Below are 14,349 nucleotides of genomic sequence, written 5' to 3' on the forward strand. Positions count from 1 at the left end.
CCACTGTGTTTGATGCCACTGTTTGTGCGTCCGGTCGGAGTGTCTCATTTATTCTGGGCAGCATGATCGCATGCTTTGCATTCAGCCAGCCCGTTGCGTTCGGTCAAAGCGAGTTCGGTGAAACAGTTCGGCCGCCGAATATCATTTATGTGATGGCTGACGATCTGGGGTACGGTGACTTGGGCTGCTATGGGCAACAACAAATTAAGACGCCCAATCTGGATCGCATGGCGTCCGAAGGGATTCGGTTTACGGATCACTATGCAGGTCACACCGTCTGTCGCCCTTCACGTTTAGTGCTTTGGACCGGAAAGCATGTCGGCAGCACAAAGTTGATGGGCAATCGTCCGCGATCATTGACCGGGACCGAAACGACGGTTGCAAAGCTCCTGCAGAATGCTGGCTATGTCTGTGGCGGTGTCGGGAAATGGGCACTCGGAAACGTCGATTCGCCAGACCAGATCGATAACCCTGGGCATCCCAACAGAAATGGTTTCGACTATTGGTTTGGTTATATGAACCAGAGCCAAGCACACAATTATTTCCCTCTGTACCTTTGGGAAAATGACCGCCAAGTTCCCCTGCCGGGTAATGAGCTACTGAAGGACGATCTGGCCCGGGGCCGAGTTTCTTCGAAGCGGGTGACCTACTCGCATGATTTGATCACCGAAGCGGCGATGAACTTTATTCAACGCAACTATCGTCAGCCGTTTCTGCTGCACATCCATTGGACGATCCCACATGCCAATAACGAAGGTGGTCGTGTACTGAAGGACGGCATGGAGATTCCCAGTTATGGTGAATATGAACAGCAGGACTGGCCAAATCCGGAAAAGGGCTTCGCCGCAATGGTGACGCGCATGGATCGTGATATGGGGGATCTGTTTCAACTGCTAAAAGATCTTTCGATCGATGAAAACACCATCGTCTTTTTCACATCCGACAATGGGCCGCACCGTGAAGGCAACCATGACCACGAATTCTTTGATTCCAACGGAGTTCTAAAAGGCTTCAAGCGATCGATGCATGAAGGTGGAATCCGCGTGCCGATGATTGCACGATGGCCTGGTAAAGTTGACGCGGGTGTCGATTCTGATTTGCCGTCAGCCTTTTGGGACTATCTGCCAACCGCATGCGACTTGGCGGGTGTAGAGGTACCGGAACAAGTCGACGGGATTTCGTTTTTGCCCACACTGGTTTCAGAAGGTCAACAGGAACGACACGAATACCTTTACTGGGCCAGCCAGGAAGGTGAGACAACCGTCGGGATTCGCCAGGAACAGTGGAAGCTGGTTCGCTATCGCCGAGACAAACAGGGACAACCCGATTGGCGATTGTATAACTTGCATAGCGACCCCGGCGAACAACATGACGTCGCCAGTCAGCACGCTGATGTGGTTGAACGTATGATCAACGCGGTCCAGTCGGACCAGTTGCCATTGATTGCCGAGAAGTGATCGAGGTCGTCTTCGTCGAGACGTCTAGAATTGCCGGATCAGCTTGTGTGGCAAATCCGACTCCCGGATCAAAATGGGATTCGGTTTCTTTTGCTGAAACACAACGTACCGCAATCGAGACGGGCCCGTCAGCGAAATGTTTTTCTGTTCGCTGTGCTCGAGAATCACTGCTAACTGTTCAACGGTGACTTGGCGATAGGCGTGTTTTGCCAACACTTTTTGAAGATCCACCCAAGATCGCCCTTCCATTTTCGGATTGACGTTTGGCGGTGGCCAGGGGAATTGCTGGGCCAGCAATTCGGGTTCGATCGCCAGTACGGTTGTGGCAACTTCACGGCGAGAATCAAACCAGCGGATCAGTTCGCTATGTGACTTTTCGTCGGTGTCGATGACTGGCGGTTGCCGCCAAGCCGCATCGACGATGGGGGAGATGACGTCTTCGATTGGCTTGGACACGATCAACGGGGACACCGAAACGCACCAATCGTGTCGAGTTTCACAGTGCTGTTCCAGGACACGAGATCGCGGCGTGCTGGTTTCGACGGCAACGGTGAACCGAAGGTTGGCGTCAAACTGATAGACCGGTTGTAGGCCCGTCACATAGCGACGAAAGAGGTTTCGCCAGGACTTATTAGAGGCGTTGTCTTCAGATCCACTGCCCTCGGCGACAAAGTCTTCGATTGCCTGCTCCTCGATGAATTCACGATAGTGGCGAAGTACACGTTCCTTACTCCACTGTAGCAATGCTTGACTAAGAGCCTTGGGATTGTTTTCATTGAGAGAAAACAGCGTTGACGTTTCCTCGGCTTCTTCCAAGAGACGCAGCAAGTCATCGCTATCGGGAACACCAACGCAGAAATTCATCACACGCAACTGGCGATCGCAGATAAACAGGATCGACTGCCTAGGCAGGATTTGAGTCGGATCGCTGAATACATTCGAGGGCAGCCCTGCGGCGACGCGCTGGATGACGAACTGCTCCTTAAGGCCAGGACGTAACTTGGTGGCATCAGCGACTGCGGCCTGCAAAAGCGATTCGCACCACAGTGGCCCTGTGAAAGCCTCCTTATCGGCAGCGAGAAGCTTTTCGCGTTTGTGGACATCAGAGGCTTCGTCGGTCACCAGGATCAACGCCCACTTCGAATCCGTTTGGCTTGCCGAAGGCCTTTCGAAGAGCTCAGGATTGGGCTGAGCAAAGCACTGTTTGTGAAATCTTTCTGGCAAGATGCCAAGTGCAATACCGAGACCGCACAGCATGACAAACGTACGTCGCTTCATTTGAGACTCTAAGAGATAAGTAGAGAAGAGCTGCAGACCAATCCAGAGTCGGTGACGATTCAATCGCAAGCCATTTTTTAAGCAGCTGAATCGGTCGTGGAGGTCCACACAAACGGGCTTCCTTCCGAATTCTGTTTACATCTGCAGGGTGTCGTCCGGTCCCCCTTAGTATAAGGTCTGCTGAGGCGTTGGTGTTCCAGGTGTACCCAAGCTAAGGCACATGTTGAGGTGAGAGCTTTCTACCACGACGATCGATTTGATGTCGTGGCAAATCGTTGGACGCGGAACTTGCAATCAGCAAAAGAAAAAAGGCTTCTGCAAAATTGCTTTGCAGAAGCCTTCTTAAAAGAGGCGACTAGCGGAGTCGAACCGCTGTAGACGGATTTGCAATCCGCTGCCTAACCACTCGGCCAAGTCGCCTGACTGTTTGGTCAGCCTAGGAAAAGTTTCTCCGATCGTCAAGAAGCCCTCAAACCGAAGACTTAAGTAAACCCAGAGAATCGTTCCTTGCTGTGTGCAATGGGATATCGGCCTTCGGCTGGCTGCTCTTGAGGGACATCTGCAGAAATAAAAAAGTTCACTTCTGTCACCCAAATCTGCCGCAAAGAAGCTGCCCCCCCAAAAAAAAGTTCAGGCGGATGGAGGCCACCAAGGAGTGCTTTTTTGAATCATGAAACCATCGTTTGTGATCGATCTGACAGATTCCGAGACCAGGGGCTTGGACGACCGATCCGAGTCCGTTTTGGTGACCGGTGCGGTGCTAGGACGAATCGGCAACCACCTATAAGCTGTCTTCGTTCAGGGCATCGCAGAGTTTGCTAAGCAGAGTTCGCTAAGCTGAGTGTGACGAAGTGAATCGTTCACGAGCGTTATGTGCCTTGCCAGTCCCTGTTCCCCGCCTGTTTTAGATTCCCCGCTCCCTTCTCGATTGGATGATCGGCTCCGCGATGACAAAGAAGTGCACCACCCTCGGACTAAAGCCCAGTTTTGGTTTCGGCGATCGAACCGGATTGGCAACGCCTGGTCATATCGCGGCGATGAAGCGTTGTGGTCAGGGGATGACTGCGATTTATCCTCAGCAGTCCATTCGCGAAATGACCCGGACGCAGCGAACACCCCAAGGCGTGATGCAGGACGCGATGAACGCGGTCGAGGAAGCTGGTTGGGAGGGACCGGTCGGTGCTGACGCGGATCACTTGAAGACCAACGAAGACGTCGACATCACGGCGGCGGCTGGGTTCACCTTTTTTACGATCGATCCTTCCGACGACGTCGATCAAAAAGCGGATGATTATGACGAATCAACCCTGCGGGAACGATTTGTCACCATCCGTGATTCGGTCGGATGGTTTGACCAGTACGTCGGTAAAGCGATCGCTTTGCCGACCGGCACGACCGTCGATTTGGACGAGCAAGCTTGTATGCGTGCTGCGGTTAAATACGGTGCCGCGATTGCTCGGGCACTGCGGCTTGGGAACCACATTCGCAGCGTCAACGAAACTGCGGGACAAGACTATGAAATCGAATTGTCCGTTGACGAGACCGATCAGCCGACGACGCTGGCCGAGCATTTCATCATCGCCGATCAATGCCTAACGGGAGGCATGAAGCTTGTCAGTTTGGCACCACGATTCATCGGAGATTTCGAAAAAGGCATTGATTTCAAAGGCGATTTAGAAGCATTGGAGCGATCGTTGGCGGATCACGCCGCGATCGCCAAACTGCTGGGGCCGTACAAGCTGAGTTTGCATTCCGGCAGCGACAAAGTTTCCATGTATGCCGCGTTGGCACGGACCACCGGTGGTCATTTCCACGTGAAAACCGCAGGAACAAGCTATCTAGAAGCTCTGCGTGTTGTGGCAAAGCACGACCCACAAGCCTTTCGCGGCATCATCGATTTCTCGCGGGATCGCTATGAAACCGATAAGGCGACCTATCACGTATCGGCAACTTTGGCTGACGCGCCGACGACCGAGCAAGCTGACGATTTAACGCTGCAAAGTGAATACCTGGAACTGTGGGATGATGTCCCGGTCGGAAAAGGTTTCACCAAACCCGGACGTCAGATTTTGCACTGCACGTTTGGTTCGGTGCTGACTGACGCAAAATGGGGAAAGGTGGTTCATGACTGTTTGGTTGCCCACCCGCAGACGTATTGCGAAGTGCTGGACGATCACTTTGGTCGCCACTTGGACGCACTGAAAAGCGGCATGTAGCGGCTAGCGATCGTCGTCCATTGGCGATCAGACGGTCGTGATTGCGAAATGCTGGGGGGGCGAGCCATTCAGGTGGCTGCTGAGTGATTACATTGCTCAGTGAGCACATAGCTCAGTGATTAGATTGATTGTGCGCATCGTTCGGTAGCGACGTCTTGTCCTGCTGCTTTTCTGTCGACGTATCCAGTGTCGACTGATAAAACGATGCCTCTGATCACCTCCCACCTGCATTTCGCAACCTGCCCCCTTCTGTCGTTTGAGCTGACATGCCCGAAGCCGATAATCCTTACGAGACAACCACGCCATCGACAGTCCAGTCGGGCAGTAATGAAATCGTCCAGACAACTCGCGAACCGCTGCTTAAGCAGATGGCGACCAGCGAAGATTGGTGGGCCATTTGGATTGGGTTTGTGATCCTGGCGATCGGATTTTCCATCGTCTTTTTCACTGCCCCAGACGACTACACGAGCCTTGATTCTCTGAAAGGCGTCAGCGAGCTGTCGACCTACTTGGCCAAGCCTGGTGGCTGGGAAGATTCGCCGGTTCCGGCGCTGGCAAAAAGCTGGAAAGGTATCCTGGGCGCGTTCGTTGTCATCGGTGTTCTATTCACCGTGGCGACCAAGCTGCGTGGCAAAGACGCCATCGGATTCATCAAAGGGTTCCCGGTCGTGTTTGCCCTTGCCACGTTCGCATACGTCTTGGCTGGCCAATCCGTGATCAAGGCTTACAACCTTGAATACGCCCTTTGGGCATTGCTGGTCGGACTGATCATCAGCAACACACTGAAAACGCCTGCCTGGCTTCGTCCGGCGATTTTGACCGAATTCTCTATCAAGACCGGCTTGGTGTTGTTGGGCGCAGAGGTGTTGATGAGTCGCTTGATGGCACTCGGCATTCCCGGCATCGGAGTCGCGTGGGTTGTCACACCGATCGTTTTGATCAGCACCTACATCTTTGGTCAGAAGGTTCTCAAAATTCCGTCGCGATCATTGAACATGGTCATCAGCGCCGACATGTCGGTCTGCGGCGTTTCGGCTGCGATCGCGACTGCAGCGTCTTGCCGAGCAAAGAAGGAAGAACTGTCGCTTGCCATCGGACTTTCGCTGTCGTTTACCGTCGTGATGATGGTGGTTTTGCCGGCGGTGATTCAAGCGATGGGCTTGCCGACAGCAGTGGGCGGGGCATGGCTTGGCGGAACGATCGACGCGACAGGTGCGGTTGCCGCAGCAGGCGGCGTGCTCGGCGACGAAGCCTTGGAAGTCGCGACAACGGTCAAGATGATTCAGAACATCCTGATCGGCGTCACCGCGTTTCTGGTTGCGGCGTACTGGGTCGCCTATGTCGAAAAGAACGAGACCTCTGAAAAGGTTGGTGTCGGCGAGATCTGGTACCGCTTTCCAAAGTTTGTTTTGGGCTTCATCACCGCGTCGATCCTGTTCTCGTTGATCCACGGTCAAGTCGAAGGCGGCAACTTGTTGATTGATGCGATGATCAAAGATGGCACCAAGACGCTGCGAGGTTGGTTTTTCTGCCTCGCATTTATTTGCATCGGGCTGGATACGAACTTCAAAGCACTGTTGCCGTATTTTAAAGGTGGCAAGCCAATGGTGCTTTACGTTTGTGGTCAATCACTAAACCTGATTTTGACCCTGCTGATGGCTTACTTGATGTTTGGCGTTCTGTTCCCACCGGGCCAATGAAACGATTTTTAATCGTCGCTGCCTGTATCGCAATGATCTGGGGCGTGGTGCTACCACGTCTAGCCAAGACGGAGACGGTGCGCGAACGCAATGCTTGGCTGAAAGAAAATCAGATCGATCCGGCAGCGATGTTTTACACCGAGCTGCCCTTGATGGATCGCGTTCTTGCCGGCAAATAGACGGATTCGATTCTAGAATCCGAGCAGGCGATGGATCGTCGTGGCAGCCTTGATCTGGCTGCCACTAAATCGCTATCCGTTCGCGAAGCTTCGTTGCGAAGGATCAGGAATCTTCTTCGCGAAGTTTGGCCAGAACGGTGTAGTCTTCCAGCGTGCTGGTGTCACCGACTGCCTCTTGTCCGGCCGCGATATCGCGAAGCAGGCGTCGCATGATTTTTCCGCTGCGTGTTTTAGGCACCGATGCGGCAAAGCGGATGTCGTCGGGCTGCGCGAGCGCACCGATTTGTTTCCGCACGTGCTGACGGAGTTCTTTGCGAAGGTCGTCGCCCGGATCCGCTGAGGTCACCGTGACGAAGGCACAGATGGCTTGGCCCTTGATGTCATCCGGTCGGCCGACAACTGCGGCCTCAGCAACCAGTTCATGACTGACCAATGCGCTTTCGACTTCGATCGTGCTCAGTCGGTGGCCCGAGACGTTGATCACGTCATCGATACGTCCCATGATCCAGTAGTATCCGTCTTTGTCACGACGTGCATTGTCGCCGGTTAGATACTTGCCAGGGACGGTCGACCAGTACGTATCGACATAGCGTTCGTCGTCGCCCCAAACGCCACGCAGCATGCCAGGCCATGGCTGGTCGATGCATAGCATGCCGCCATTTTCGCCTTCGACAGGTTGTCCGGATTCGTCCAAGATGACTGGGACAACACCTGGAAGCGGTCGGGTGCACGAACCGGGTTTTGTGGCGGTAATCCCTGGCAGGGGGCTCATCATGATGCCACCGGTTTCGGTTTGCCACCACGTATCGACGATCGGGCAGCGTTCACCGCCGATCTTCTTGTGGTACCACATCCAGGCTTCGGGGTTGATGCCTTCGCCGACAGATCCGAGCAATCGCAAGCTCGAAAGGTCGTGTTTTTCGACGTGTTCATCACCCCATTTGATAAACGCACGGATGGCGGTCGGGGCGGTATACAGAATCGTGACTTTGTACTTTTCGACCAAGTCCCAGAAACGGTCTTCAGCCGGATAGTTTGGAGCCCCTTCGAACATCAGGCATGTCGCACCTGCCGAAAGTGGTCCGTAAACGATGTAGCTGTGTCCGGTGATCCATCCGCAGTCAGCGGTGCACCAATAGATGTCGTCGTCGCGATGGTCAAACACCCATTGGAACGTGCGTTTTGCCCAAAGGTTGTAACCCGCCGTGGTGTGACGGATGCCTTTGGGTTTACCGGTGCTGCCGGAGGTGTAAAGGATGAACAGCGTCGTTTCGCTGTCGAGCGGTTCGGCTGGCAGATCGCCTGACTGCTTGTCGACGATGTCGTGCCACCAAACGTCACGACCTTCGGTCATTGGGGCGTCGTTACCGACACGACGCAGCACCAAGCACTTTTCGACCGAAGGAGACTTCGTCAATGCTTCATCGACCGTCTCTTTCAAGGGCAAGACCTTGCCACGACGATAAAGACCGTCGGACGTGATGACCAGCTTGGCGCTCGCGTCTTGGTTTCGATCGGCGATCGACTCGGCGCTAAAGCCAGCGAAGATGACGGAGTGAATCGCGCCGATCCGAGCACAGGCTAGCATCGCAATCGCAAGCTCGGGTGTCATCGGCATGTAGATGCTGACGACGTCGCCTTGGCCGATGCCAAGTTCTTTCAGTGCCGCAGCACACTTGCAGACTTCGACTTTCAATTCGTTGAAGGTCAGTGTTCGCGTATCACCGGGTTCGCCTTCCCAGATAATCGCTGGCTTGTCGCCGCGTCCTTGATCGATGTTGCGATCGACGCAGTTGTAACTGGCATTGGTCTTCCCACCGACAAACCACTTTGCGTTCGGAGCATCCCACTGGCAAACTTCGTTGAACGGTTCGAACCAATGCAGGTGTTCGAGAGCTTCTTCCTTCCAGAAACCGTCGCGATCGTCACGGGCCCGGCGATAAAGATCTTCGTACTGTTCTTGTGTCGAGATGACTGCTTTCTGAGTGAACTCGGCTGCTGGTGGAAACAATCGAGTTTCGTCAAGAACGTGGTCAATTTGGCCGGAAGCAGATTCGGACATCGAGAAGAAATTCCAGTCGATTCGAGGGAGGAAGGTGGGAGGAGTAGCGGAATAGTCTAAATGGTTTCGACACGCGGCGCAAGTCTAGCAGCCACTTTCACTTTTGCGTTTGAAGACCTCTGGCGACAGAGATTTCGCCGCACCGAAAACCGCGCCTTTGCGCGATAAAGTTTACCCGATTGATAGTCTCCCGAAGGTCTTGGCGGCACGCTACAACAATTCGTTATGACGAACGCTTTTTCAACATCGCAGCGATGCCAACAAATGGCATCCGTCGCAGGACATGTGGTCGCCAGGGCCGATGATTTCATTGCCGCTTGCCAAAGCGATTGGAGGACCGATCCGGTCGAAACGATCACCGGAGAGCTTCTGCCGCTCTGTGCAGCGCTGCGATGGATCGGAAAACGCGGCCCGGCCGTTTTGCGCCCCAAACGTCACGGCCTTTGGGGACGCCCAATATGGCTGGCAGGCGTTCAATCGGCCGTTCATCGCGTCCCATTGGGAACGGTGCTGATTCTGGGAACATGGAACTATCCGGTGCTGCTTCCCGGAGTCCAAATCGCTCAGGCAATCGCCGCGGGAAATCGAGTCCTGTTTAAACCGGCCGTCGGCACCGAACGCGCCGCAGAGATTCTGGTGGGCTGTTTTCGGGAAGTCGGTATCTCCGAGCAGCAATTGGTGCTCACCGATTCGAGCGTTGAAGCGGCCAGCGAGGCGATCGATTCCGGAGTTGACTTGGTTGTCTTAACCGGATCGGCCGGGACAGGACGGAAAGTCCTTGCGAGTGTGGCACCAACGATTGCGGCTGCCATTATGGAACTTAGCGGCTGTGATGCGGTCCTCGCGTGTGACGGTTGTGATTCCAAACGGGTGGCAAAGGCGATCCGATTTGGCTTGACCTTCAACGGCGGAGCCACATGCATTGGTCCACGGAGGCTGTTAGTAAAATCAGGACAGCGAGACACCGTGATCAGCGACCTGCTGGCGGAGTTGCAAGATGAGCCGGAATACATCGTTCATCCGGTTGCCAGGGATCAGGTTGCCGAGCAAATTTCGAGTGCGATCGCTGACGGTGCGGTTGATCTGCTGGGAAGATTTGATAAGTCAAAGTTACGAGCCTCAGGCAGGCTTTCACCGATCGTTTTGGATCGGGTGCATATCGACGATCCGATCGCCAACGCCGACCTTTTCGCCCCGGTGATCTCCGTAATCGAATGCCGCGATGTCGACCTAATGATTGCTGCGGTCAACCAATGCCCCTACCGGCTTGCCGCCAGTGTCTTTGCGGATACAGCGACGGCAAAGAATGTGGCGGAGCGGCTGGAAGTCGGCAGCGTAACGATCAATGATTTGATCGCGCCTACGGCAGATCCGAGACTTCCCTTCGGCGGTCGCGGGCAGAGTGGCTTTGGTGTGACACGCGGAGCCGAAGGGCTGCTTGCCATGACGGCGGCAAAGGTGGTTAGCACTCGAAAAGGAAACTTATTGCCGCACCTGGATCGTCGAAGGCGGCGTGACCGAGATCTGTTGCAGGGGCTGATGGAGTTTTTACACGGCGGAAGGCTGCAATCTCGTCTGTCGGGCTTGAAGCGAATGGTTCGTGGCGTCAAAACAGAAGACGAGCCGCGCGGTGGCGATCGGACGTGATCGACTGCCGGATTGCGCAAGGCTTGTCGCAAGGGAAGAATACCGCGACCTCCATTGAAATAGGGATTTTCGCATTATGATCGCGGCTGATTCGGTACACCAAAACGTTGTCGTCATCGGAGCCGGTTTGGCTGGGCTATCGAGCGCCTGTGTCCTCGCCGCTCGAGGCCATTCGGTGACGCTGCTCGATAAAAACGATTGGGTGGGAGGCAAGGCGGCTCAGCATGCCGCCGAAGGCTATCGTTTTGATATGGGGCCGACGATTTTAACGGTTCCCAGCGTGCTTAAGCGTGTCTTCGAAGAAGCCGATCGCAAGATGGAGGACTATGTCAAAATCTTGCCATTGGATCCTCAGTGGCGATGCTTTTTTGAGTCCGATGGAAAAGGCGGAAACGCTGGCGAAAACAGTGTTCTGGACTTAGTTTCCGATGTCGAGCAAATGAAACGGCATCTCGCCAAGTTCACTTCGGGTGAAATCAATGGCGAAGGATACGAGCGGTTTATTCAGCTGAGCAAACACTTGCATGAGGTTTCCGATCGTTTCTTCTTTTGGCGATCGATCGGCGGACTGGCAGACACGATGGATGTCAGCGGAGCATTTTCGCTAGACGTTCTTAAAGATGTCTTGTCACTGCGGATGGGCAAAAGCGTTGCCGGTGTGGTGCGATCACATGTGCCCGACGGCCGGGTTTCCCAGATGATGGACCACTTTACACAGTACGTGGGGTCATCGCCGTACGCTTCACCCGCGGTGCTTTGTAGCATCGCACACATGCAAACCGAAGAAGGCATCTGGTATCCCGTTGGCGGGACGCGGGCCGTTCCCGAAGCGTTAGCAAAGCTTGCCGAGGATCTGGGCGTCGATATCCGCACGGGCGTCGACGTGATGAAGATTAACAGCGATGGAAAGCGAGTGACTGGAGTCGTGACTGCTTCCGGCGAGACATTGCCCTGTGATGCGGTGGTCAGCAACTGCGATGCGGTGCGGACCTATCGAGAATTGTTAGACGGAACGGTGCAGTCGAAAAAGTTCGAGAAGTCCAACAAGTATTCGCCCGCATGCAGCGGTGTCGTTCTGTATTTGGGGCTCAACCGACGCTACGAACAACTGCTGCATCACAACTTTGTCTTTTCAAAAGATCCCGAAAAAGAGTTCGAATACATTTACGATCGTGGTGAACCTGCACCGGACCCGACTGCTTATGTCTGTGCCCCAGCGATCAGCGAACCCGAGGTCGCTCCGGAAGGCTGCGAAGCACTTTATATCTTGGTGCACACGCCTTACCTGAGGAAACATCACGATTGGAAAAAGATGCTGCCAGAGTATCGAGAAGTGATCTTGGACAAAATGGAATCGTGCGCCGGTACGAAAGGGATCCGAGACGCGATCGTCTATGAAGCCTCGCTAACACCGGAAGGCATTCACAATCGTTATCGAGTCCTAAACGGTGCGATCTACGGCTTGGCCAGTCACGGGAAATTCACCGGTGCGTTCAAACCTGGCAATCGCCGCAAAGACTTGCAAGGGTTGTATCTAGCCGGCGGCGCGGCGCATCCTGGGCCCGGAATGCCGATGGTGATGATGAGCGGATGGATCGCCGCAGACTCGCTCGATCAAGACGCGCGCGGTGGCAAGCTGGTCTCGTCCAAATCCTAGTGCTGTGACAAAGTCAACCGAGCATTCGTCATCCGTGACCGTTCAGACGCCGGAGATTCAGCCTGCCGCGGGTTGGTTTCTTTCAGGTTTTCAGCAATTCTTGTGGCGATACCTGCGTCGACATTTTCATACAATTGCGATTTTGCACGAAAGCCGTGCCGCTCTGTCATCGCTGAGCGGTCGCCCTTTGATCGTCTATGCCAACCATCCCTCGTGGTGGGATCCGTTGATCGCACATTTTTTGAATGAGGCGTTGATGTCCCCACGCCACTTTTTCGCTCCGATCGATGCGGAGGCACTTCAAAAATACAAAGTGTTCGAAAAGCTTGGATTCTTTGGCGTGCAGATGGCATCACAATCGGGGGCAGCGAATTTCCTGCGACAATGCTCGTCGATTTTGCGGCGAGATGACAGTGCGTTATGGATCACACCGGAAGGACGTTTTGCTGATGTACGTGACGATTCAGCTCCATTGATGCCGGGGCTTGCTCACCTATGCTGGAAAAACCGCAATGCGGTCGCCGTTCCTTTGGCGTTGGAATATACGTTTTGGGATGAACGGTTGCCCGTCTGTTTGGTCAACTTGGGCCAGCCGATCGATACGGCTCAGCGAACAGACTGGAGCAAAGCAACTTGGAGCGATGCGTTGCGACAGCACTTGCGAGACGCTCAGTCAGAATTGGCCAATGCCTCCATTGCACGTTCCAGTGCTCCCTTTGATCAGCTGCTGAAAGGACGGCGTGGTACCGGCTGGTTCTACGACACTTGTCGGAAGCTAAAATCAAAACTTAGTGGGACAGATTTTGACGCCAGTCACGGAGAACAGTTTCAGTGATCGTTTTTCTTTCACTGGTCGCTTTGTTCTTCTCCGCAATACCGGCACTGATGTGGCTGGCCAATCTTCCTTTGTTTCGCCCCAGGGAATGCATCGTTGCTGATGGAAGCAACGAGGCGGAACCGCTGGTGCCGATTTCGGTTTTAATCCCGGCTCGTGACGAAGCCGATGGCATCGAAGCCTGCATTCGTCACGCCCTTGAAAGCGAAAAGGTTGCTGTCGAAGTCATCGTGCTTGATGACGATTCATCCGATGACACGGCAGACATCGTTCGTCAAATTGCTTTGGAAGATCAACGCGTTCGGCTCGTCTCGGGAAAGCCTTTGCCCGACGGATGGAACGGCAAACAACACGCGTGTAAGCAGTTGTCCGATGAGGCAAAGCATCGTTACTTCGCGTTCATTGATGCCGATGTGCGATTAAAGCCACGGGCGTTGTACACGCTGCATCGTCTGCTGCGAGAGCGATCTTTGGGATTGATCAGTGCGTTTCCTTTTCAAGTCACCGTGACATGGCTCGAACAATGGCTGATCCCGATGATGCATTTCATACTGCTGTCGTACCTGCCGTTTTCACGAATGCGGCTGATGAAGGACCCCAGCCTAGCGGCTGGATGTGGGCAACTGTTTTTGACCGAGCGTAAGTCTTACGTCCAGGCTGGAACACACGAAGCGATTCAATCATCGCGCCACGACGGGATCAAATTACCGCGGGCGTTTCGCCAAGCCGGTTTGATGACCGATGTTGTTGACGGCACCAATTTGGCAAGCTGCCGGATGTATCAAAACGCCGAACAGGTTTTGCGGGGCGTGTTAAAGAACGCGGTCGAGGGGATCGCGAATCCGCGTTTGATTGGCGTGTTCACGGTGTTGTTGTTGGGATGCAGCGTCTTGCCGGTCTTATCGTTGCTGCTGGCGATTCAGTTTCAAAGTGGCTGGGGCATCGCCCTGTCATTGCTTTCGATCGCGATTGCGCACGTTCCACGAGCGTTGGGCGTGGTCTACTTCCGTCAGCCCATCATGGGGGCCGCATCGCATATCCCAGCAACAGTTTTATTCGTGATCTTGCAGTGGGTGGCGTTCTGGAACCACCTAATGGGGCGAACGGTAGCTTGGCGTGGACGCAGCTAAGTTTGGATCGTCACCGCGGCCGGTCGGTTTGGGATTTGGCTGTGAATTTGGCCGTGAATTCTTGCCTGTTTTCGGCGGTTCGCTGTATCGATCGAATCCGCGACATCACCGTGTTCGATTACTCATAACTCGGGTGAGCTGGAAACCCTTCTGGTGGCGGTTTTCCCCCTGAAATTGCTTTTGTTGCA

The 14,349-nt window shown here is 54.3% G+C and carries 10 protein-coding genes and 1 tRNA gene; 8 read left to right on the forward strand and 3 right to left on the reverse strand.

Features of this window, described 5'->3' with window-relative positions; genetic code table 11:
- The first annotated feature begins 62 nt into the window (after positions 1–62).
- Positions 63–1,457, forward strand: coding sequence for an arylsulfatase (locus tag LOC67_RS18385; protein ID WP_261367019.1), 1,395 nt, complete (start codon positions 63–65; stop codon positions 1,455–1,457).
- 24 nt (positions 1,458–1,481) lie between these two features.
- Here the strand turns inward: LOC67_RS18385 and LOC67_RS18390 are convergent, their stop codons facing one another.
- Both LOC67_RS18390 and LOC67_RS18395 read right to left on the reverse strand, forming a co-directional pair.
- A complete protein-coding gene (locus tag LOC67_RS18390) occupies positions 1,482–2,735 on the reverse strand; it encodes a hypothetical protein (RefSeq protein WP_230264154.1) in 1,254 nt (417 codons plus the stop codon).
- 349 nt (positions 2,736–3,084) lie between these two features.
- Positions 3,085–3,155: transfer RNA gene (locus LOC67_RS18395), tRNA-Cys, on the reverse strand.
- A 527-nt stretch (positions 3,156–3,682) separates the two neighbouring features.
- Between LOC67_RS18395 and LOC67_RS18400 the strand changes: the two genes are divergently transcribed.
- The 3 genes from LOC67_RS18400 to LOC67_RS18410 all read left to right on the forward strand — a co-directional run bounded on the left by LOC67_RS18400 (position 3,683) and on the right by LOC67_RS18410 (position 6,830).
- Positions 3,683–4,951, forward strand: a complete 1,269-nt coding sequence (locus tag LOC67_RS18400; protein WP_230264155.1) for a tagaturonate epimerase family protein — start codon at positions 3,683–3,685, stop codon at positions 4,949–4,951.
- A 266-nt stretch (positions 4,952–5,217) separates the two neighbouring features.
- The gene (locus tag LOC67_RS18405) at positions 5,218–6,651 is read left to right on the forward strand and encodes a YeiH family protein (RefSeq protein ID WP_410001158.1); all 1,434 of its coding nucleotides are present in this window, start codon (positions 5,218–5,220) and stop codon (positions 6,649–6,651) included.
- Positions 6,648–6,830: a hypothetical protein gene (locus LOC67_RS18410; protein ID WP_230264156.1), complete on the forward strand. Its 183-nt coding sequence runs from the start codon at positions 6,648–6,650 to the stop codon at positions 6,828–6,830. The genes LOC67_RS18405 and LOC67_RS18410 overlap by 4 nt, the downstream gene beginning before the upstream one ends.
- Positions 6,831–6,933: 103 nt before the next feature.
- Here the strand turns inward: LOC67_RS18410 and acs are convergent, their stop codons facing one another.
- Positions 6,934–8,892 (reverse strand): acetate--CoA ligase, encoded by a 1,959-nt coding sequence (gene acs / locus LOC67_RS18415; RefSeq protein ID WP_230264157.1) that lies wholly within the window; start codon positions 8,890–8,892, stop codon positions 6,934–6,936.
- A gap of 225 nt (positions 8,893–9,117) precedes the next feature.
- Here acs and LOC67_RS18420 point away from each other — a divergent pair, with 225 nt between their 5' ends.
- The 4 genes from LOC67_RS18420 to LOC67_RS18435 all read left to right on the forward strand — a co-directional run bounded on the left by LOC67_RS18420 (position 9,118) and on the right by LOC67_RS18435 (position 14,161).
- Positions 9,118–10,539, forward strand: a complete 1,422-nt coding sequence (locus LOC67_RS18420; RefSeq protein WP_261366984.1) for an aldehyde dehydrogenase family protein — start codon at positions 9,118–9,120, stop codon at positions 10,537–10,539.
- A 76-nt stretch (positions 10,540–10,615) separates the two neighbouring features.
- Positions 10,616–12,196 carry a phytoene desaturase family protein gene (locus tag LOC67_RS18425; protein ID WP_230264159.1) on the forward strand — a complete coding sequence of 527 codons (1,581 nt, stop codon included), beginning with the start codon at positions 10,616–10,618 and terminating at the stop codon, positions 12,194–12,196.
- 4 nt (positions 12,197–12,200) lie between these two features.
- Positions 12,201–13,031 (forward strand): lysophospholipid acyltransferase family protein, encoded by an 831-nt coding sequence (locus LOC67_RS18430; RefSeq protein WP_230264161.1) that lies wholly within the window; start codon positions 12,201–12,203, stop codon positions 13,029–13,031.
- On the forward strand, positions 13,028–14,161 hold the full coding sequence (locus LOC67_RS18435) for a glycosyltransferase (protein WP_230264163.1): 1,134 nt from the start codon (positions 13,028–13,030) through the stop codon (positions 14,159–14,161). Before LOC67_RS18430 ends, LOC67_RS18435 begins: the two co-directional genes overlap by 4 nt.
- Positions 14,162–14,349 lie beyond the last annotated feature (188 nt).

It is taken from the genome of Stieleria sp. JC731 (genome assembly GCF_020966635.1).
Taxonomy (GTDB): Bacteria; Planctomycetota; Planctomycetia; order Pirellulales; family Pirellulaceae; genus Stieleria.